We start from the raw sequence: 21,280 nt of genomic DNA, 5'->3' as shown, positions 1-21,280 counted from the left end.
AATTTGAAAACCGAATCCCAAGAACTTAAAAATTCTACGGAGAATGTAATCTCCTCTTTGGTCCGTCAGACATTGATTGCAAGTGTGATCTTGCTATTGATCGTATTAGTGCTCGCTCGTTTTTTTAATGAAAGAGTCACTCAGATCGCGGGACTCTTTTTAGATTACACAGGCGTATGGGGGGTTGGGCTTTCTATATTCGTTGCAGACTCGGTGCATATATTCTTTCCTCCGGATACATTTTTGATCTTGGCAGTAGCCGCGAAGATGCCTGATTTTTGGGTAATCTTCTTTGCTTCTTTCGGGTCTCTACTTGCAGGAGGATGTTCTTATTCTCAAGGAAGGTTCCTTCTTCCTAAGTTAACCGTATTCTCCAAGTTCATTCGAAATCATGAAGAGAAGTTAGAAGTTTACGTAAAAAGATTCGGGTTCTGGGCGGTGGTTCTCGCAGCACTCACTCCCTTGCCTTATTCCTGGACATCGGTGGCAGCAGGTGTAATGAAGATGCGGCTTGATCTTTTTTTTACAGCTGCACTCTTTAGGATCCCGCGTTTTATTCTATATTACTATCTAATAAAAGGCGGATGGATCGGGATCTAAAACATTCGGATTGACGCGAAGTAAAAGTAAAGGTACAAAAATTTAGATGAAGGACGATTCTCCGAGACTCATTCCTAAAACCAGAAAAGAACTAATCTTAGAAAATTTGGATTGGTTCGGTTTACCTATTCGTATTTCCGAATTGGTGGAGAATGTATTGGATGGAAAGATCAGAGAACAGTCCTTAGTATGTTGTCATAGCGCCTGCGATGTATGCAATTCTACAATCCGTTCCTGCATACGTAAAATCCAAAGAGAATTGGAAGAAGAACTTGGGCAGTCTATTTGAAAGAGCGCCTCTTCCCCATAAGATTAGGCCTAGTACATTTGCTCAGGTCATCGGACAGGAAAAGGCAAAGCTTCAATTACAAAAATATAAAGAACCGTTAAGCATTCTACTATACGGACCTCCTGGAACAGGTAAGTCTACGATTGCTCGGATATTAGGTAATACCTGGAAACTTCCGTTTGTAGAGTATAACGCAGTAACAACAGGCGTTGCGGATATTAAAAAATTGTTGGAGAGATCCGAGAAGGAAGGAAGTATTCTTCTGTTTTTGGATGAGATACATAGATTCAGTTCTTCTCAACAGGATAGTTTATTAAAGGGAGTGGAGACTGGCGGAATAGTTCTCATCGGAGCTACTACTGAAAATCCATCTTTTAGAATTACAAAACCTCTATTATCCAGATGCCAGGTGCTCAAGCTGGAGCCGCTCGGTGAAAACGATCTTTTAGAGATACTTTCGAGGGGAATAGAATCTTTAGATCCGAAGCCGAATATTACAAAAGAAGCAAGTTCTCTTTTGGTCCGTTATTCAGGAGGGGATGCCAGAAAACTTCTTTCCAATTTAGAAGGTCTCGTTCTTTCCATGGATTCCGGAGTCCAGATAGAAGCTTCCGATATAGAAACATTTTTAGAAAGTAGAGTAATAGAATATGATCAAAGCGGAGAAAGTCATTACGACGTGATCTCCGCATTCATCAAGTCAGTAAGAGGAAGTGATCCGGACGCGGCATTATTCTACCTTGCAATGATGTTGGAAGGCGGAGAAGATCCACTCTTTATCGCAAGGAGGCTCATCATTTTGGCCTCTGAAGATATTGGAAATGCTTCTGTTCACGGACTACCTTTGGCAGTTGCTGGACTTCATGCTCTTGAGACAATCGGAATGCCTGAGGGAAGGATCGTCTTAGGACAGGTTACTACATTCTTGGCTTCTTGTCCTAAATCCAACGCGTCTTATTTAGGAATAGGTTCCGCATTATCTTTCGTAAAAGAAAGAGGACCAAGTTTAAAGATCCCGAATCGACTCCGAAATGCTCCTACTTCTACTCATAAAAAAGAAGGAGCAGGACAAGGATATAAGTATCCTCACGACTTCGGTGGATTTACGCCATTCTCCTATTTCCCGGATGATCTATCCGACAACCCACCTCAATTCTATAAACCTACCAAAAACGGGATGGAAGGAAAGATCAGGGAACATCTGTCCTCTATCTGGAAAAAGATCTCGGGAAAGAATTACGAATAGTTAATGTATTTGTATTCCTTGGATCGAGCCGAAGTTTTAGGTTGATCTGCCGTTCATACGCGTAATTAAATTCGTAAATTCGCAATTGTCGAAAAAATCTACTTCTATGATGTTCAGGTTTTCCGCGGGCCATAGACGGATCCATTCTAGGAGTTTCCGGTTCGTTTCCTTAGCCACATCCTCGGCACTCGCTCCGATATTCGTTATAGGAGGGCCGCTACCTCCGATTGTGAGTAAGGCTTGTGTGACTAGAAATTTAGTTTTATCCCTGTTTTGGATGTCTTGGATAAGTTTGCTGTTGAGATTATCTAGAGTTGTTACATTCGGCCAGTGGCTTATTTTCAACTCAGTAGACCAGAAATTCGTATCGTCCTTATCCGATGCCGGTTTATAGAAGAAGATTATATTTTTCCCCATTTGCCAGACCCTGCCTACGGTCGCATTCACTTTGACGGAAGAAGGGATTAACTTTTCTCCAAACCTGCGCTTCAATTCCTGAATAAGCCAATCATGATCTTCCGACTGCATTCCTTGAAAATTTCCCAATTCTAAGAATAAGATTTCTTTAGGATGAGCGGCCGCGAAGTTTCCGATATCATCGAGTACCTCGCTAAATCTACAACTCCAAAGTGTGTGCGTGGTCCAGAGTTCTCCGCCTCTATCCTTCCGTTTAGAGATGCGGATATCTAAATAACGAATACCGGACGATAGTTGCTTACCGATCGTTACGGATTGTGTCTTTGCCCAGATGGCTACGATTCTTGCTACGACAGCACCGGCTCCGAGTAAAGCATAGAGTGCGTTCAAAAGAGGACTAACTTCTTCGCTAAAACCGGAGTAAGTATCGATTGCGCTAGTGGCAGAGTCATGTGTTCCAGGTATGATCAATTCGTTGAGTGGAACATTTTTCAGATCTTCGCCGATTTCCTCCATCCATTTTTCAGGAGAAGGAGTCCATGATAGGAAGTTGTTTAACGCAATCTGATCGGGAGACCAAGTTTTCCCGTCGAACGTACTAAAGTATAGGAGATTCGCCATTTGATGAAGTAGATATAACTTATTCTGGAACACCACCGCAAACGGGGAGTTCATCATCGGCAAACAATGAGCCAACCGTTGGTCGTTTTCCCATCTTCCATTATTAAAAATCCTGAGCCATACTTGGCCGTTGCGTCCTTCTCCTTGATGAAACACATGAAGTTTATCTTGGAATACGACGGCACTTGGACTGCTCGAGATTCCGGAATAAGGTTCCAGTTGCTTATCCTGAAACCATTCCGTACTATTTTTTTGGACTAGATAGATCTTTCCTACGCTGTTTGTTCCCCTTCCTTGGTGAAAGATCCATAAACCGTACTGAAATACTACCGCACTCGGGCTATCCGTGATCCCATGAAACTCCTTTATCTCTGTATCCGGAGTCCATTTTACTCCGTTAAAGATCCTGCACCAAACTTGACCGTTATCACCGAACCCGTGATGAAATACGTAAAGTTTGTCTTGAAATATTACTGCGCTCGGACTATCAGTAATTCCCGATTTTGTTTGAGCTCCTCCTAAGTATTCGTTTCCACTCCATTTTTGTCCATCGAACACGCTGAACCAAATATAACCTTCATTATTACAACCTTGGTAAAACACATAAAGTTTACTTCCGAATACGACAGCACTAGGGCTTCCGGAGAGTCTTGCCTCTTGAGAAGGTCCTCCGACTGTTTTTACTCCGCGCCAGCGTTTACCGTCGAAGATATTATAATATAAAAATTGATCGGGAAGAGAAGATCGATAAAAGCAATATAGCAAACCGTTATATACGATTGCAGAGGGAGAGTTGGATAACATTTGAAATAGGGCCATAGCGCTAATTCTAACGGTTTTTTCAAAGGATAAAATACGTAGAAACACTTAGTAAAATAGTTAAATACGGTAGTTTTACCGATTTTCTTAAAAATTATTTACAAATGAACTCTCCGATGAAATTCGAAAATCGTTTCATAAATTTGTTGCGTAGCTAAGTGGCTACATTTATATTTGTAGTTAAATGGCTACATAATGAATCTAAGAAGAGACGTATTCCAGGCAATAGCCGATCCTACGAGAAGGGCAATACTTTTGTTGGTAGCTTCTCAGGCAATGACTGCGGGGGCAATCGCTTCCAATTTCGATACGGCCAGACCCACTGTTTCCAAACATTTACAAATACTCACAGAGTGCGAATTGTTAAAACAGGAGCAAAATGGTAGGGAAATTTATTACCAATTGAATCCAAATAAGATGAAAGAAATTGCCGACTTTATAGAACCATTTCGGAACATGTGGGACGATCGATTCAATAAGCTCGAATCCATAATGAAAAAATACAAATCAAGAAAATAGAATATGGAAAGAAAAACCAAAATTGACGCAGAAGACGGCAAACAAGAATTGCTGATCGTAAGGGAATTCGATCTTCCAATAGATCTACTTTTTAAGGCACATGTAGAGCCGGAGATCGTAGAAGAATGGATGGGGACAAAAGTGCTTAAGTTAGAAGGCAAGAAGCACGGTGGTTGGCAATTTGAGACCACAGATCCTCATGGAAACAAACATGGATTCAACGGTGTTATCCATGAATTTGTTCCGGATCAAAAGATTACCCGCACTTTCGAAATGGAAAATTCTCCTTTTCCGCCTCAACTTGAGTTCTTGGAATTCGAATCGTTAGGAGAAGAAAAAAGTAAACTAACAATGCATATAATATTTAAGTCAGTCTCGCTCAGAGATCAATTATTAAAACTGCCTTTTGCGCAGGGTATTAATATGGCTCATAATAGATTACAAGAAGCCGCTAATAAATTAAAATAGGATATTGGACATGAGAAATAAGATTATATATTGGATCGCTACAGCTTGGCTTTCCTTAGGTATGGTATCGACTGGGATCGTACAGTTGATCCAAATGAAAGAAGAAGTAGATATGTTTGCACATTTAGGTTACCCTGCTTATTTACTAATCATATTAGGTGTTTGGAAATTGTTAGGAGTGATTGCAGTGCTCGTTCCTAAATATCCTTTGATAAAGGAATGGGCGTACGCGGGATTTTTCTTTACAATGTCCGGAGCAGCATTCTCTCATTTTGCAGCCGGAGATGGGGCAAAAGAATATTTCGGACCTCTATTATTACTGGTGCTTACAGTAGTATCCTGGTATTTCAGACCGGCTGATCGAAAATTACAAGGGTAATCTAAATGAATCCTAAGGTTGATTTCTTTTTTAATAAGGCCAAACAATGGAAGGAAGAATATGAGGCATTGCGTAAAATTGCTTTAGCCTCGGGACTTACAGAAGAATTAAAATGGGGTCAACCTTGCTATACATCTCAAAACAATAATATAGTTTTGATACATGGATTCAAAGAATATTGTGCTTTTTTGTTTTTCAAAGGCGCTTTATTAAAGGACCCAAAAGGAATTCTGATACAGCAAACTAAGAATGTACAGTCTGCTCGTCAGATCCGATTTACGAATATTAAGGAAATCGACAGACTCAAAACTTCTTTAAAATCATATATCAAAAACGCGATCGAAGTCGAAAAGTCCGGCCAGAAAGTAAATTTCAAAAAGACAAAAGAGTTTGATATGCCGGAAGAATTTTTAAGCAAGTTAGAGGAATCTCCAAATCTAAGATCCGCTTTTGATTCTTTGACTCCGGGTAGACAAAGAGGTTACCTTCTTCATTTTTCTTCCGCAAAACAATCGAAGACTAGAGAGGCTCGGATTGAAAAATATATCCCTCATATTCTGAAAGGAAAGGGATTAGATGATTAAGAAGAAGGCTTCGGCGAAGAAGATAAAAGCAAAACCCGCCGTCAAAAGGAAACCGGCACTTCTTTCAGGCGGCAATCCCCAGATCGCAAAAGGTTACGGAGATGGTCCGGTCCAAGAATACATCTCCGCCATGCCTGGTTGGAAAAAAGATGTCGGTCGTAAACTTGACGAAATCATAGTCCGCACAGTGCCTTTTGTGTACAAGGCAGTAAAATGGAATTCTCCTTTATACGGAATAGAAGGAGATGGTTGGTTCTTAGGAATTCATGTGTTCAGTAAATACGTCAAGGTTGCTTTCTTTCGCGGAAGTCATTTGAGACCGCTTCCTCCTGGTGAATCCAAACAAAAAGAAGTTCGTTACTTCGACATCAAAGAGAATGAAAAGATAGACGAGGCCCAACTTTCTTCTTGGATCAAACAGGCTAGCGAGCTGCCCGGCGAAAAAATGTGAGACTAAGCGATTGGGCAAAAGTACATTCTTTTGTTCAATAAAGCATCTAAAATATCCGCAATAGCATATTAAATTCTTCCCATCTCTAAGCAAGGAATCCTGAATGATTTCAACTTCGGGAGGAAGATATGGCAAATACCGTATTCGAAAGTAAGGCTTCTTGGGCGGGAGGTTTGAAATTAAACCTGCAATCCAGGAATCATAAATGGGTGGTGGATGAACCTGAAATTTTAGGTGGGACCGATCAAGGACCGAATCCCGTCGAACTCGTATTAGGTGGACTTGCAAGTTGCGTAGGAGTTTTGGTTTCTCTTTATGCCCCTGCACACAAGGTAGAATTAAAGGATTTCCATGTATTTGTAGAAGGAGATCTGGATCTGGACGGATTCCAGGAAATAGCACCTGTGCGTCCCGGATTTTCTCAAATCCGTTATAGAGTAGATATCCAAACAGATTCTCCTAAAGAAAATGTGGATTCTTTACTTGCTCATATAGATCGGATTTGCCCAGTGAAAGATACGTTATCCGGAGTAGGGGTGTTGTCCCAAAAATCCGGCTCTTCTGTAGCAGCTTGATCTAAACTTAGGTTCCTTTTCGAAAGTCCCGTTGCGGATTTTCGGAAAGGAGTTCCTACCTCCGCTTTAAAAGAAATATCTTTCTGTAATATTCTAGACATCCGGTTGTTGTAGATAAGGAGTATGCTGATTAAGAACTAAAAAATTTTGACATAATACGGTAAGGAATTCGCTGTTTCGGGACGAAACTAAATAGGGAAACGCGGGTCTTACCCTTCCAAGACGAAAAAGGAGGTTTCGAATGTTTCAATCCGAAAGAGAGAAAAACGAAAAGAGCCAATTCCAATCCGCTGGGCCGATCCAAGTCAGAAAGGAATTTGCACGCTCAGAAGCTGTGAATTTCTCCTCTAAAAAGGCAGAAAGCAGAAACGAAAAAGTGGTCCGACTAAGACCGGACTTATACGAAAAATAGATCGGGAACTTTATAGTCCGCTCAAAAACTTAGTCTGTTAATTAAAACCATGCCGACTATAGAAGTTCCGAAAGCCTTTCTAATACTCGGTCGTTCTGCTCCGGTCTTCCTATCGTAATTCTCAACGCATTCAATCCGTAACTTTTCAGATTTCTCAAGATGATCCCTTCCTTCAGCAATGTTTCGAAGGTTTGGGTAGAATCCAATTTTGCCTGATCCAATTTGATCGTGATAAAGTTAGCATAGGATTCGAAGTAAAAGAGCCCCTTCTTCTTTGCGAATTCTTCGTAACGGATCATTTCTTTTAAGTTTGATTTTAGATAATTCTCCACAAATTCTCTGTCGCTTAACGCAGTTGCCGCTGCTAACTGAGAAAGTTGCGAAACATTGAATGGAGGTCTTAATTTGTAGAATGCCCGGATCATTTCTTCAGAAGCGATTCCGTACCCTATCCTCATCCCGCCTAATCCGTAAATTTTGGAGAATGTATTGGTGTACAATACATTAGGAAATTTTGAAATTATATCGCTGGCTTGGACTTCTTTTTTAGGATCCCTGGTTTTTCCGAACTCCATATAGGCCGCATCCAATACAATCATTGTGTCTGGAGAAATTTTTTGGAGAAAAGTATATACATCCGACTGATCCAAAGCATCTCCTATCGGATTACAAGGAGTGCAGATGAATATGATCTTAGGGGAATGTTTTTTGTATAGATCCAGAAATTGGTCCAGATCGTGAAGTTCGGAATTTGTTTGGATTGTTTCAGCGCCACACTGTCCTGCGTAAATAGAATACATGGAGAATGTTTTACCGTTTTGAAGGATTTTATCTCCCGGGCTTAAAATGGATCTGGTTGCAAAATCGAATATCTGATCACTTCCGTTCCCTTGTATTACGTTTTTTGCATCTACTCCGTGGGTCTTTGCAAGTGCATCCTTTAGAGCCTTATAGGAATCGTCCGGATACAAGGGCATCTTATATACAGCTTCCTTTATGACCTCGGAAACCTTAGGGGATACACCATACGGATTCTCGTTGGAGGCAAGTTTAAGGACCTTCTCCGGAGAAATTCCGTATTCACGTACGACTAGTTCTATCGGTTTGCCGGCCTCGTAAGCCGGGATTTTGTCTAAAGCGGGCTGGAATCGCATCTAATTCCAGAAAAAAACGGAGTCAGGATTCTTCCAATCGTTTTTGTTCTACCAATCTTTGGTAAAGACCTTGGAAGTCTTTGAAAAATAAGGACTCGTTGAGTGCGTATTCCATCACCATTCTTTTAGTTTCTTCGGAACCGAGTAGGGCTCTGTCGGAGGCGAGCATTCTGACTCCGCCATCCAAAAGTAGATCCCTAAAATAATGATTATTGAATATATTCGGAGTATCCGTAAATGATCCCTTGGAATGCCAGCCCAATGTATGGACTCCCATGAGTAGAACCGTATCTCTTACGGAAAATCCCATCTTAGAAAAATAATCCAAAGAATCTTTCACATCCGGACTATCCACAGGCATGAGCATTCTTCCGCTTGGGTAACTCGAATCTTTTCTGCCCGGTAGAATATGGACTTGAGGTCCTCCCGCTTTTTGGAGAGCAAGCGCACCCGAAAGAGCGATCATATCTGCGAGAGAAGGAATTCCAACCCTTCCTTCTTTTTCCATTTCTTCTTTTAAATGGACGATCGTTTCTATTTGTTTTGTAACTCCACGATTGTTCTCATCATTTAAGATGGTAGGAAATCGAATAGAACCTTCGAGGCCCAACCATTCTCCATCAGCGGAGAAGATAGAAGAAGCGTGAAATACCATACGAAGCCAGGCGCCTGCCTCTGTAGGATCTATCTTGTCCCAGATCCTATATCCTGTTTCTTGCCAAGAACTTCCTTCGCAATTGTTCTTGGTTCCTAATACTTCATGGACTTTATAATTTCCAGTTTTACCTTTCAGTTTCGTTTCGAAACTTCTTCCTTTCTGTATCCTATCCTTTACGGATTCATAAACTTTTTGGGAAATTAAGATCTTTGCACCGGCCTTCTTTGTAGTAGTTTCAATCCTGCTGGCTGAGTTGACTGTGTCGCCGATCGCAGTAAACGACATGCTTAAAGGATGACCTAACTTTCCTAAGATCGCTGTCCCATAATTGATGCCGATCCCTATCTCGAATTCGGAACCCAAATGATTTTGAAGATAAGCATTCAGATTTTCTAATTCGGATCTCATCTCTAACGCGGAACGGATCGCATTCAGATTTGCTCGAAGGGGATCCGGATCTTCCAATCCGAAAATGGCCATCAGGCCATCACCAATATACTTATCGATGATCCCGCCGTATTTTAGGACCTTATCTCCCATTCTATAAAAGTAGCGGTTGAGAATATGAACTACATCGTAAGGCAAATGACCTTCCGAAAAACTTGTGAAGCCTCGAATATCACTGAATAAGATCGCAACAGGTTTTTCTATGCCGGAGATTAGATCTGAGAATGTAGAAGCAAGAGCCTTGTCTGCATCGTCTATGACTAATCTTCGGAGTACAACGTCACCCGTGGTTTTGGTTTGGCAGGCAAGTCGCACGTTATCCGGAAAGCCTTTCTTCAGAGCTAACGCTGTTTCTTTTTCGTTGCGTGGAAGAAGATTCTCATCTCCATCTTGGATTAATACCCTGCAAGTAGAGCAACGTGCGTTACCTCCACATGCGTGTATATGAGGGATGCCGGCATCGAGTGAAATTTGTAATAATGGCTTGTTTAATTCGGAAGGTTCGAGGACAACTTCCTTATCGTTTTCGAAGATAATTTTTATCATAGTGGGAGATCAAATCCAGCGATCAATATTGGATCTTTCATTTTTACTTTAGATGAAAAACGCTAAAAGACTAATACTCAGACTTATCTATACGTTCGCTAAGAATAAAAATATTCTTTGGCCCGGGCCGGAAATTCTTTTTTTCCGCGTCTAATTTCAAGTTCCATGAGTAATCGATCGTGAAAAACCAAGAAAATGGATCATCAGACGAAGCACCTAAAAGATCGGTGATTTTATGTGTCGATGACGAACTGATCATCCTGAGAGGACTTAAAGAACAGCTTAAATCCGCATTCGGAAAAAATTATCAAATAGAAGCTGCCGACAGCGCAGAACTCGCCCTTCAGATAGTGGAGGAATGTAACCAGGCAGGAATTCATATCCCTGCAATATTAAGCGACCAGGTCATGCCGGGGATCAGAGGGGATGAGTTCCTGATCCGCATCCAAGAAACAAATCCGAACACAAGAAAGATCATGCTCACGGGACAAGCAAGTGCAGACTCCGTTGGGAATGCATTGAACAAAGCAAACTTGTATAGATATCTTTCCAAACCCTGGGACTCAAACGATCTACTTATGACCGTAAAAGAAGCGATCCGTTCTTACGAGTCGGATATTTCTCTTTTCGAACTAAATAAAAAATTAGAAGAAGCGCTTCTTTATAATAGGGACTCTGGGCTTCCTAATTTGGAGTCTTTAAGAAGAAGATTGGATATCGTCGCAGAAGATAAGGAAGATTCTTTGCTCGCATTGATACGTATTGAATCTACTTCTTTGACCACAAGGGACTTCGGAGTTTCTCTTTATAAGGATTTAATGAAGAAGTTCCTGGATTCTATGAAATCGATCCTTGGGAGTTATGGAGAGATTTTCCATGTATATGAGGATGAGGTAGCGATCCTGTCCAAGGTAGCTGAAGAAGAATTCTTACCACATCTAATTGCATTTCGGATACTTCTCCGCTCCGATTATTTTACGGCTTCCGGAATTTCTTTCCGGATCAACGCAACCATAGCCACCGCGAGCGGAAAAAAAGATCTGTATTATAAGGCGAGGTTAGCGCTCGTCAAAGCAAGCCAAGAGCCTGAGTTTGATTCGGAATCAGGGATCTATACCTACTCCGAGAAGATGGACGACCAGGATCTATACAAGATCAATATGGATCTGGGAAAAAGACTGAACCAGGCAATCCATTCCGGCAATGTAGTACCTTATTTCCAAGGGATCATGGACAACCAAACGGGTAAGGTAGAAAAATTCGAATGCCTTGCGAGGATTGTAGAAGATGGAAAAGTATATGCACCCGCAAGCTTTTTGTATCTGGCAAAATCCACAGGGCTTTTAAGAAGAATTAGTCCTATCCTTTTTGAAAAAGCACTTCGAAAATTTTCGGATTCACCTTATTCATTCTCTATTAATCTTTCCGAGACTGAATTAGAGAGCCCGAGTTTTCCGAAATGGGCTTCCTCTCGTATGGAACATTACGGCATCAATCCTTCCAGAGTGACTTTTGAAATTTTAGAAACCGCAAGCTTTCATGGAAATCCGGAGAGACTGAAAGTGATTTCAGAACTGAAGGAGCTCGGTGCGAAAATTGCGATCGATGATTTCGGAGTGGAACATTCTAATTTTTCCAGATTGTTGGAGATCCAACCTGACTTCATCAAGATAGATGGAAAATTTATCCAGTCCTTGGAAAGAAATCGGACTGCATTCATATTGACTTCTGCGATCACAGAACTTGCTCACAGGATCGGAGCGAAAGTAGTCGCTGAATTCGTTTCTACTCCGGAAGAGCTAAAAGTTGTACGTTCTCTAGGCATAGAATATTCGCAAGGGTACCTAATAATGCAGCCTTCTCCTGACATAACCCCGGTTTCGATAAAAATTATTGAATAGGTACTTTGGTCTATTTTTTCTAACTCATTCTTTCGTGGGACAAAATCGAAAATGAGTTGCAAACATAATTTATAGAGTAAGTATCCTTGTTTTGCTCCGGGTTTTAAGCCGGGGTTTTTTCGGTTTTGTTCGTCTAATTTATAAGTTGGTACCGGGGGAGCGGTGGAGAAAGCGATTCTTTTTGTTGATGATGAAGCGCTCATTTTGATGAGTATGAAGTCCCAAGTCAAAAGACATCTGGGTGATACTTATCGTTATGAGACAGCTCTAGATGCGTCCGAAGCGATGCAGATCATTGAAGAATTAGTAACAGAGGGAGTCAAGATCCTGATCGTAATTTCCGATTGGCTGATGCCTAATATCAAGGGAGACGAATTTTTAAGGATCGTTCACCAAAGATATCCGGAGATCCAAAAGATAATCATTACAGGTCATGCGGACATCGCCTCCGTCGAAGCTTTAAAAAAAGAGATCAATTTATACAGCTACTTAAAAAAGCCTTGGGACGAAAAAGAATTAGTAACCACTATCACCTCAGCCCTTAAATAAATAGGGGGGCATAATGAGCCTTCGAACGCGCTTCTCTCTTTATTGCGCTATTGTTTTATTTGCATTCTCCGTTCTATTAACTCTGTTGGTAGCCGCTGCCGCTTTCTACGATTCCAAAGTTTCTTCCAAAGAAGCAGCGTTTGCAAAAGCAGAAGGTGCGTCTTTCGAAGTTCGTAAAATTTTTTCAGAAGCAATTTCCAAAGTAGGCGAAGCCAAAACTCGTTGGGAACTTACTCGCCCTTCTCGCGCTTCCGTTGAAAAAGATCTTGTGGATCTTTTTCAGAATGACAAAAGATTTTTAGGAGCCGGTGCGGTTTTTGAACCCAATCTTTTTGATGGAAGGGATGCTTCTTTTATAGGTCGTAAAGGTTCAAATTCATACGGTAGATTTGTTCCGTACTTTCATAGAAGTATAAAAAATCCGGACGAGATCAGTTTAGAAGAAAGTGTATATTACGATAATACCGACGAAAGTGGGAATTATTACCAGATTCCCAAAGCAACGTTAAGCGACTTTGTAGGAGAACCTTACTTTTATCCTTTGGAAGGAGTCGATATTTATATGATCTCTTTGATCCGGCCGATTATCCGCCAGGGAAGATTTATAGGAATCGTCGGCTTAGATCTAAAACTTTCCGATTTAGAAGAAGAATTATTTTTCAAGAGGCCGTTCGGCGACGGTCATTTGGCATTGATCTCTCCGGGTGGAAAATATGCGGTCCACGGCGCTAAGGGGATTTTACAAGGAAAGAACGCAGGAACTCCCGAAGTAAAAGAAGCAATTCACAAATCATTATCTTCCGGACAACCTTTTGCCTATTTAGTAGAAGGTGGGAATTCCTACATATTCCCATTTAGTATGGGAACTTATGGAAAAAACTGGGCCATAGAGGTATATGTTCCGGATTCTGTACTTTGGAATGATTTAGGGCCGATTATTCTAAGATGCTTATTAATCACATTCGCTCTCTTGCCGATATGTTTATATTTTCTAGATAGATTCTTTTGTAAATACGTCTCGGAAGGATTATCGGAAGCGACTACTTTTGCTGATTCATTAGGAGCAGGGAATTATTCAGCTCAGATCCCTGACAGAAAATTCCAGGACGAGATCCATCACCTTTTTATAACGTTAGAGAATATGAAGGAGAAGTTGCTTGCAGCGATCGATCAACAGATCCGGTCTGAAAAGATCCTAAGAGAATCTGCAGAGATCTATTCTCGTAATGAGATCATTCGTCTTCAAAAGGAAGAATTAGAGGAGGCTTTAGGCGAATTAAAAACCGCACAAGAAACCTTACTACGGAACGAAAGATTAGCTGCGATCGGCAGGATCTCAGGTGCAGTCAGTCATCAGATCAATAATCCGCTTGGAGCGATCGGAGCGTCTAGGGAAAATATTTCCTTTTATGTGAAAAGGATTACGATACTTCTTCCTTTTCTTTTCGAATATTTAAGCCAAGCAACTGAACCTGAGAGGGAATTTTTTAACACTACCTTAAGCAGAACATTAGAAAATCATAAAGAGCAGATCGGTAAAAAATTCAGAGAAACTAGGCATTCTATAGAGGCATTCTTAAAGCAGGAACATATAGAAGATGCCGGAGATAAAGCGGCGGTTGTCGCCGAATTAGGATTTACCGATTGTCCGGAGTTTATTCTTCAGTTATGCAGATGTTCGGAATGGGATCGTATCTCCGAGTTTTTGATGGCTGTCCGAGGGTTGGAAATTTCGGAAGAGGTCATTCATAGATCCACTGATAGGATGTATAAGATCGTATCTGCATTAGAAACCTATTCCGGGATCGCAAAAGAAGATAAAGAAAGACGGGTTAAGATTTCCGACACTATGGAAGTTGTGTTAGGCGTATACGAGGGAGCAGGTGGCAATAGGGTTACGGTCGAAAGAAATTATATCTCGGAAGCGACCTTGAGATGTATCCCTGAAGACTTGGTAAGACTTTGGACCCAGATCGTTGATAATGCATACCAAGCAATGTCCGGAGAAGGTAAACTTAAAGTACGTATCTATGATGTGGAATCCAAGATTGTTTGTGAAGTAGAGGACAGTGGTTCCGGTATTCCAAAGAATATTAGAGAACAAGTAGGAGAAGTCTTATCTTCCGGCAAATCGGAAGGAGAGGGCGCGGGTATTGGACTTGCAGTTGCCGCTTCCATTTCCAAAAAATATGGAGGCAGCTGGAATTGGGAAAGTGAACCTGGTTGCACTATCTTTCGCTTTTCCTTTCCCAAATCAGAATGAAGGCTTTTACCATGAGTATTAGATATATGATTTCAGAAGCACTTCTTAAGTCATCAGATTAGTTTAAACTTTAACTTCAATAAAAGGAAGCAAGATCCGGAACATTGTAAATCCGGGTCTTGTCTCTACTTCCGTTTTTCCCTCATGTTTTTCTACGATCTTTTTCACGATATCCAGTCCTAATCCACTTCCTTCTCCCGGAAGTTTTGTTGTAAAGAATGGTTGGAAAATTTTATCCAAAATATTTTCGGGGATTCCTGGTCCATTATCTATGATCTCAACGCAGATGAAGTCGGCCTTTTGGTAGACCTTGATCTTGATCGTTCCTCGGAACTCCATCGCTTGTAGGGAGTTATAGATCAAATTTGTCCATACATGGATCAAGTCATCCGGATAGCATAATATTTTGGGAATATTCTCATATTCCTTGAAGACTTGGATCCCTTTTTTGAGTTGATTCTGGTAAATTGTAAGAACTGTTTCTATGTTTTCCGTAATAGATGCCGGGATCTTTTCCGAAGTGGTATCGAAATGAGAGAAGTTTTTTAGAGCGTATAAGATCTTCGAAACTCGATCTACCGCAATCTGTATCGTATTCGTATTAGAAAAGAAGAATGCTTCCAATGTTGAATATTCTATAAGCACGTTGGCTCTTTCACAGACCAGGAAGGGAAGAGCAATCTTTGGTAATTCCCTGAACCCCATATCAGTTAAAGAATCGGCGATTGCGTAAGGAGAAGGAATATTCAATTCTTGTAATTGAGCTACTATACTTTTTTTGGCGTTCCTTTCTTCCATTCCTGCTAATTGGTCTTTAGGTTGTCTAACCAAGCTTAAAAATTGACGGAAGGCTTCCACCTGTTCCGAATTCATTCCTGTTAATACGTTTTGTACATCGGGTAGGATGGTTTGAAAACGGATCAGACATTCTTGTAGGTTTTGGTTGGAAGCCTGTACTGCTCCGATAGGGTTATTGATCTCATGAGCAACACCGGCAATCAATTGTCCAAGGGCCGCCATTTTTTCAGACTGGATCAGTTGCGCTTGAGCTTTTTTAAGATTTTCTAATGTTTCTTGTAGCTCATTTTTTTGCATCTCTATGAGTCTGTTCCTAACGGAGATCTCATCGTTAATTACTTTTAATTCTTCCACCTCTTGGATGGCAGAAGTATCCAAAAGGCTGACTGCGGCCACATAGGATTCTCTTTCGGTGTAGAAGTGAACGCTTCCTATTGCGGAAAAGACTTGTCCGTTCCAGCGTATTGCTCTCAATTCCAAGTTTTCTGAACTCTCGAAAGAGCGTATCCTTGCGTGTAAAGTGGCCCATGAATCGGGAGTGAACAGAGAGGAAGGAGAAACAGAATGAAGATCTTTTTGGTTAAAGCCGAATACTCTTAAGAAAGCGGGATTTGTGTCCAGTATGCCTTCCGTTCTTGGATCTAAGAATATGATTGCTTCGTTTGCAAATCTATAGAAGGTTTGGAACCTTGCTTCGCTTGCTTTTAACTTTTCCTCTGATTTTTTTCTTTCAGTGATATCGGCGACTATCCCCGCCATTCTTTCGGCGAATCGTTTTGAGTTTCGATATACTTGGCCTTTGACTTCCAGCCAATGGATTGTACCGTCCGGATGGAAAATTCTAAACTCTATATTGAGCGAATCCTCTTTGCCTAATAGGCTCGCTCTTACATATTTTTCGAGTAAACCTTGATCGTCCGGGTGGACTAGATCCATGAAGGTCGAAGTATTTGTATCGAAATCCTCTATATCTTTTCCGAAGATAAAAGCGGTATCGGAAGACCAGTGAGCGATTCTATCTTTTAGGTTCCAACTCCAGGTTCCCATTTTAGAAGCGATTAATGCATGTCTAAGTCTTTCTTCGCTACGCTTTAAGGCTCTTTCTGCGGAAAGTGACTCGGTAATATCCGTAACTAAGAAAACTAGATTTTTGATCTTACCTGAAGCATCCTTGATCGGCGCTCCGTTGATAGATAGAAATTTTTTATTTCCGTATTCATCCTCTATTGCATGTCGAACATCGTAAACCGGTTGCCCGGAGTTAAGTACTCGTATGAATGGTTGATCATTTGCAGTCCATTCTCCTCCGTCTATTGAGGTGGCTTTCCATTCCGGTGCATTGTATTTTCTTTCCTGGATTTCATCTAGGCTTAGTCCGAGCACGTTTTCAGCGGAAGGATTCGCGTATAAAATTTCTCCCTCAGGATTTAACACAGTGATCGCTGCCACAGAAGTTTTCATGATCTCTGCTAGAAGGTCACGTTCTGCGAGAAGGTCGCTATGTTTTCTTTTTCTTTCTATTGCGTTTGTAAGCGTTTCTCCGATCGCTTTTAAATTTGCGAGTTCGAATTCTCCGAATTTCATTCCCAGTTGGCTTAAGGGAATTTCAGAATTCATCCCTAAGCCCCCGACCACTTTTCCTTCTAACGTCAGAGGGACCCCAATTAGGAATTGGATACGTAATGCTAACATTTTGTTTCTAGCATCCGACTCCGGAAAATCTTCCAATTGAAGTAAGACTATTTCTCCATCTAAGATCTTTTTTGTGAGAAAGTTATTCGGATCGATGGGACTTTCTGCGGGCCAACTTGCATCTTGATTTTTTGCTTCCGGGATGATGAACTCATAGACTAAAGTTCTGTTCATTTTTTCCGTATCGTACAATACCAGATTTCCCCGGGACATTTTGAATGTTTTAGTGATCCTTATGATTGCGTTAGAAATTGCTTCTTCAATCTCTAATATAGGTTGGTTGATCAGTTCCGTAGAAATGGAGGAGGTGAGTCTTTCTATATTTCTTTTATCTTCTTCTTCTTTCTTCCTTTTGATCTCGTCGGTAATATCTTGGATAGTCCCTAAAAGTTTGAGTACTTTTCCTTCAGAGTCTTTGATAAAGTCAGTCTTGTTTAAAAGCACCTTTTCCTTTCCGGACGGTGTGATGGATCTATATTCTATTTCTGCCGAGGCGCCTTCTATTATTGATCTTTTAAAATGTTCTTCTACTCTTTCTCTATCATCCGAATGCATGTAATCGAATGTAGGTACGAGCATTCTATCATTTGCTTCCAATATTTGGTAAAGGCCTTCTGAGGCAGTCATTTTTCCGGAAGGTATATCGTATTCCCAGCTTCCTATTTTCGCTGCCTTTTGTGCTCTATCCAAGAAGAGTTTTGTTTCTCTTAATTCATCCTCTGTCTGCTTTTGTTCCGAGATATCTATATGGATACCGATCATTCGGAGCGGATTTCCTTCCGGATCATTCTCCGCGACTTTTCCCCTGGTTAAGATCCATTTATAAGAACCGTCTTTACATTTTAAACGGAATGTAGTGGAGTAAGAAGGTGATTCTCCTTTAACGTAACTTTTCCATGCAGAGTTCGTTTTGTCTTTGTCCTCCGGATGAAGGCTTTCATTCCAAAATTCGTATGTAGGAATTACTTCTCCGGGAAGATATCCTAACATTTTCAGCCAGTTCGCATCCACATGATGTTCGTTTGTTATAATATTATAATCCCATATGCCAAGGTTGGCACCTTGGACAGCAAGATCCAGAGTGCTTTCTTTTTCTTCTAGGATCTTTTCCGTTTCTTTTTTTTCCGTGATATCGATATGGATCCCAAGTGCTCGGACTGGAGTGCCATCTTTATCTCTCTCCCAAACTTTCCCTCTAGAGCGGATCCATTTCCAAGATCCGTCTTTGCATAACATTCGGAAGTCCGTTTCGAATAATTCAGATCGGCCTTCCATATGATCTTTTAGTCCTGCAACGATAAGTGGTCTATCATCCGGATGGATCCTAGATCTCCAGAAATCGGTAGTTGTCTGGAATTCCTCCAAGGTAAATCCTAGGATCGCAGCACATTTTTCATTAGGGATTACGATCCCATTCGGAATATTCCAATCCCAAAATCCTAGATCCGCACTTTTGATAACAAGATCTAATTGTTCTTCTCTGTTCTTGAGTAAAACTTTTGCTTCGATCTCATTTCTAAGATCGATTATGTTTCCGCGGACTAAATTTTTAGAACCTGGGATCTTTACTAAATGTATTTCGCAAGGAATGACCCTTTTGTCCTTATCGCAGTGATCCCATCTGAATACTGGAGTTTCTCCCTGTAGTGCTAAGGTTATTTTTTCGTATGCGGAAGATTTAGAATCTCTTCCATCTGGTTGGAATTCCGGAGAGATTTCGGCAGGACCTAATTTTAAAAACTCCTCTCTCGTATAACCGAAAAGAATTTCAGCAGTTGAATTGACTACCTCGAATATCCCTGTCTCTGCGTTCACGATAGTGATTGCAGAAGGAGAATAATCGATCAACGATCTCAGAAGACGATTATCCGATTCCGAGCGGGAGAGTTTTTCAATTTTATTCTCTAGTTCGGAGATTCTTTGGTTAGCGGCTTCTAACTTCGCCTGAAGATCCTTGCTGATCTGTTTTGTATTTTTTGGATCCACTCTCTATTTAATAGAAAGCGGAAACCTCCCTTTGAAAACAAAAATACTGGAGACTACGAGTTTTCATTCGGACTTTATTGTGATTCTGTGGAAAGAATAAGGCAAAAAAATCCTGATTTCCGCGATACTTAAAACGAAACATTTCAAACGTTCAGAAATAAATTATTAATATTTCTTATAACAAAATTTTTTGAGTGACGAGTTAGGATAAATACAGATTTCTTTTCGTCTTCTTATGGATTCTCGTCCGTAGAAGATCGCTCTATGTACTTGGGAAATATCGAAAGAGAATAGGGTTGCCCACCCTAGTTTATATTGGAGACACAATTATGTTCCTTGGAGTTTGGCCGAAGCGTCCGCTTGCTTACGTGGCAGGACTGTTTATTCTTTTCGGTTTCGGAGAAGTATTCTCAGCCGATTTTGTTCGTTTAAAGAACGGACAAGTGGTCCGAGGTAAGATCATCTTAGAAGACGATGAGAAGGTTTTGGTTGCCGAGAATGACGACTATGTTCGCTTCGTAGATAAGGATAATGTAGCTCAGGTAAGTTATGAAAAAGGAAAACAGAATGTAGGAGCTTCTACCTTAGATAAAAAAACGGCACCACAAAAAGTTTCCGATGTTCCCCAAGGGCATGTGGAAACCGGTCCTCCGAATATGTATGGCCCTAGTGCCGGATCCAGCAATGGTAATGGAGGAGATACTTCCATAGAAGTAATACACGAGGTGGTCACGGACTTTATTTGGCGGGGACTTAGTTTCTCCGGAGAGATCGCGAATCGTAGAGATAACGAAAGTTATAGAGCGATGACATTCGTTCCTTCTTACCAACCTACAGTAACTTTTAATACTCCATTAAAAGGTTTTCAAGTCCAGTTTTGGGGAAACTTTCAATTAACAGAACGTAATGATAGAGATAACGATGGAAGATTCCAAATGTATCCTGGAGGAGCTGGACCTGGTTATGCAGGTCAAGGTTCTGCAGGTTCTTTAAGTCCATTCTCCGCTCCTTCTCCCGACACGTTAAACTCTGCTTGTCCTTACGATACTCAAACAAACTTCATGGCGGGAAATCCTACCACAGGTTCCACTTGCGGTGGAGATGTTCCTGGTTTCAAAAAAGAACAGAACGGTATGAAGCGTTCGGACGGATTGTTCTACGCATTTTATTATAATTTCGAAAAAACAAGTTGGGGAACTTTTACTGCGGGGATCTGGTTCTATAACACTTTCCAAAAGAGTGCAGCTTATATGTCCCCTGCATTAGGAGGATTTAATTCTTCTGCAGCGCAGGGAGTTTCCGGAGCGAATAACCCTTCTACTCAGATCACTCGTTTAGCTTGGCAGGAATATTTTTTCTTTTGGAAATTGCCGTTCTTGCAATGGGTGAATCCAACTATCTCTTTTTATACTCAATTTTCTCAGGAAAATGCAGGTTTGATGGCCGGAAAAAACTATCTATCTTTGACGATGGGTCATGAATTTTTTGAAGGGAATTTTTTCAGGATACTTCCTCAGGTTAACATAGGTTATGCGATGAGTAATAATATCGTGGATAACAGATATGGGATCCAGGATATAACTTCTACCCTCACTTTCTTTTTCGGGAAGTTTTTCGTAAAGGCCGCAGACGTATATAGGCCTAATTTATATATGTATGATACTGATAATTATTATGGAGCTACAGGCGGTTACGTAAACACAAGTTCCAAAGACAGTAAGATAGTGGACCCGGGAAAAGTAAACGGCCCCGCCAATCAATTAGTGCTGGATTTTATCAATTCTTCCACTTCTATACCGGACCAATTGAGACAATCCGTAAGAGAGTCATATCTGCTGCAGAAAATTCCATCTCATTTGGTTTGGTTCAGTATAGGGTTTAGCCAAAACTTCTAAAGTATATAAGG

General features: G+C 40.9%; 18 protein-coding genes. 14 read left to right on the top strand and 4 right to left on the bottom strand.

Features of this window, described 5'->3' with window-relative positions:
- Window positions 1–3: 3 nt before the first annotated feature.
- The 3 genes from CH352_RS17370 to CH352_RS17360 are packed head-to-tail and all read left to right on the top strand — an operon-like array spanning window position 4 to window position 2,135.
- Window positions 4–600, top strand: a complete 597-nt coding sequence (locus tag CH352_RS17370; RefSeq protein WP_100706911.1) for a YqaA family protein — start codon at window positions 4–6, stop codon at window positions 598–600.
- A gap of 46 nt (window positions 601–646) precedes the next feature.
- Window positions 647–889: a hypothetical protein gene (locus CH352_RS17365; RefSeq protein ID WP_100706913.1), complete on the top strand. Its 243-nt coding sequence runs from the start codon at window positions 647–649 to the stop codon at window positions 887–889.
- On the top strand, window positions 873–2,135 hold the full coding sequence (locus tag CH352_RS17360; RefSeq protein WP_100706914.1) for a replication-associated recombination protein A: 1,263 nt from the start codon (window positions 873–875) through the stop codon (window positions 2,133–2,135). The genes CH352_RS17365 and CH352_RS17360 overlap by 17 nt, the downstream gene beginning before the upstream one ends.
- Window positions 2,136–2,171: 36 nt before the next feature.
- Here the strand turns inward: CH352_RS17360 and CH352_RS17355 are convergent, their stop codons facing one another.
- Window positions 2,172–3,992 (bottom strand): phosphatidylinositol-specific phospholipase C domain-containing protein, encoded by a 1,821-nt coding sequence (locus CH352_RS17355; protein ID WP_125169478.1) that lies wholly within the window; start codon window positions 3,990–3,992, stop codon window positions 2,172–2,174.
- 195 nt (window positions 3,993–4,187) lie between these two features.
- On the opposite strand from CH352_RS17355, the gene CH352_RS17350 reads away from it, so the two are divergent.
- From CH352_RS17350 to CH352_RS19070, 7 genes are all read left to right on the top strand, one after another.
- A complete protein-coding gene (locus CH352_RS17350) occupies window positions 4,188–4,511 on the top strand; it encodes an ArsR/SmtB family transcription factor (protein WP_100706916.1) in 324 nt (107 codons plus the stop codon).
- Between the two features lie 3 nt (window positions 4,512–4,514).
- On the top strand, window positions 4,515–4,979 hold the full coding sequence (locus CH352_RS17345; protein ID WP_100706918.1) for an SRPBCC domain-containing protein: 465 nt from the start codon (window positions 4,515–4,517) through the stop codon (window positions 4,977–4,979).
- A 10-nt stretch (window positions 4,980–4,989) separates the two neighbouring features.
- Entirely contained in the window at window positions 4,990–5,358 is a 369-nt protein-coding gene (locus CH352_RS17340; protein WP_100706919.1) for a DoxX family protein, read from the top strand.
- A gap of 5 nt (window positions 5,359–5,363) precedes the next feature.
- Window positions 5,364–5,942, top strand: a complete 579-nt coding sequence (locus CH352_RS17335) for a YdeI/OmpD-associated family protein (protein ID WP_100706920.1) — start codon at window positions 5,364–5,366, stop codon at window positions 5,940–5,942.
- Complete coding sequence (locus CH352_RS17330; protein ID WP_100706921.1) at window positions 5,935–6,393, top strand: DUF1801 domain-containing protein; 459 nt, start codon at window positions 5,935–5,937, stop codon at window positions 6,391–6,393. The genes CH352_RS17335 and CH352_RS17330 overlap by 8 nt, the downstream gene beginning before the upstream one ends.
- 128 nt (window positions 6,394–6,521) lie before the next feature.
- Complete coding sequence (locus CH352_RS17325; protein ID WP_100706923.1) at window positions 6,522–6,968, top strand: OsmC family protein; 447 nt, start codon at window positions 6,522–6,524, stop codon at window positions 6,966–6,968.
- 241 nt (window positions 6,969–7,209) lie between these two features.
- Entirely contained in the window at window positions 7,210–7,380 is a 171-nt protein-coding gene (locus tag CH352_RS19070; RefSeq protein ID WP_165780180.1) for a hypothetical protein, read from the top strand.
- A 56-nt stretch (window positions 7,381–7,436) separates the two neighbouring features.
- On the opposite strand, the gene hisC is transcribed toward CH352_RS19070, so the two are convergent.
- Together hisC and CH352_RS17315 are read right to left on the bottom strand one after the other, a co-directional pair.
- Window positions 7,437–8,534 carry a histidinol-phosphate transaminase gene (gene hisC / locus CH352_RS17320; RefSeq protein WP_100706924.1) on the bottom strand — a complete coding sequence of 366 codons (1,098 nt, stop codon included), beginning with the start codon at window positions 8,532–8,534 and terminating at the stop codon, window positions 7,437–7,439.
- Between the two features lie 22 nt (window positions 8,535–8,556).
- A complete protein-coding gene (locus CH352_RS17315; protein WP_100706926.1) occupies window positions 8,557–10,185 on the bottom strand; it encodes a peroxidase family protein in 1,629 nt (542 codons plus the stop codon).
- Between the two features lie 179 nt (window positions 10,186–10,364).
- Between CH352_RS17315 and CH352_RS17310 the strand changes: the two genes are divergently transcribed.
- The 3 genes from CH352_RS17310 (at window position 10,365) to CH352_RS17300 (ending at window position 14,898) form a co-directional block, all read left to right on the top strand.
- Window positions 10,365–12,086, top strand: a complete 1,722-nt coding sequence (locus tag CH352_RS17310) for an EAL domain-containing response regulator (RefSeq protein ID WP_100706927.1) — start codon at window positions 10,365–10,367, stop codon at window positions 12,084–12,086.
- 162 nt (window positions 12,087–12,248) lie between these two features.
- Complete coding sequence (locus CH352_RS17305; RefSeq protein WP_008597002.1) at window positions 12,249–12,635, top strand: response regulator; 387 nt, start codon at window positions 12,249–12,251, stop codon at window positions 12,633–12,635.
- Window positions 12,636–12,648: 13 nt separating this feature from the next.
- Entirely contained in the window at window positions 12,649–14,898 is a 2,250-nt protein-coding gene (locus tag CH352_RS17300) for an ATP-binding protein (protein ID WP_100706928.1), read from the top strand.
- 63 nt (window positions 14,899–14,961) lie between these two features.
- Here the strand turns inward: CH352_RS17300 and CH352_RS17295 are convergent, their stop codons facing one another.
- Window positions 14,962–19,374, bottom strand: a complete 4,413-nt coding sequence (locus tag CH352_RS17295; RefSeq protein WP_100706929.1) for a PAS domain-containing protein — start codon at window positions 19,372–19,374, stop codon at window positions 14,962–14,964.
- A gap of 329 nt (window positions 19,375–19,703) precedes the next feature.
- On the opposite strand from CH352_RS17295, the gene CH352_RS17290 reads away from it, so the two are divergent.
- Entirely contained in the window at window positions 19,704–21,269 is a 1,566-nt protein-coding gene (locus tag CH352_RS17290; RefSeq protein ID WP_100706931.1) for an LA_0442/LA_0875 N-terminal domain-containing protein, read from the top strand.
- Window positions 21,270–21,280 lie beyond the last annotated feature (11 nt).

Origin of the sequence: Leptospira hartskeerlii, from assembly GCF_002811475.1 — a bacterium.
GTDB classification, from domain to species: domain Bacteria; phylum Spirochaetota; class Leptospiria; order Leptospirales; family Leptospiraceae; genus Leptospira_B; species Leptospira_B hartskeerlii.
This window is presented reverse-complemented; position numbering and strand designations above follow the sequence as displayed.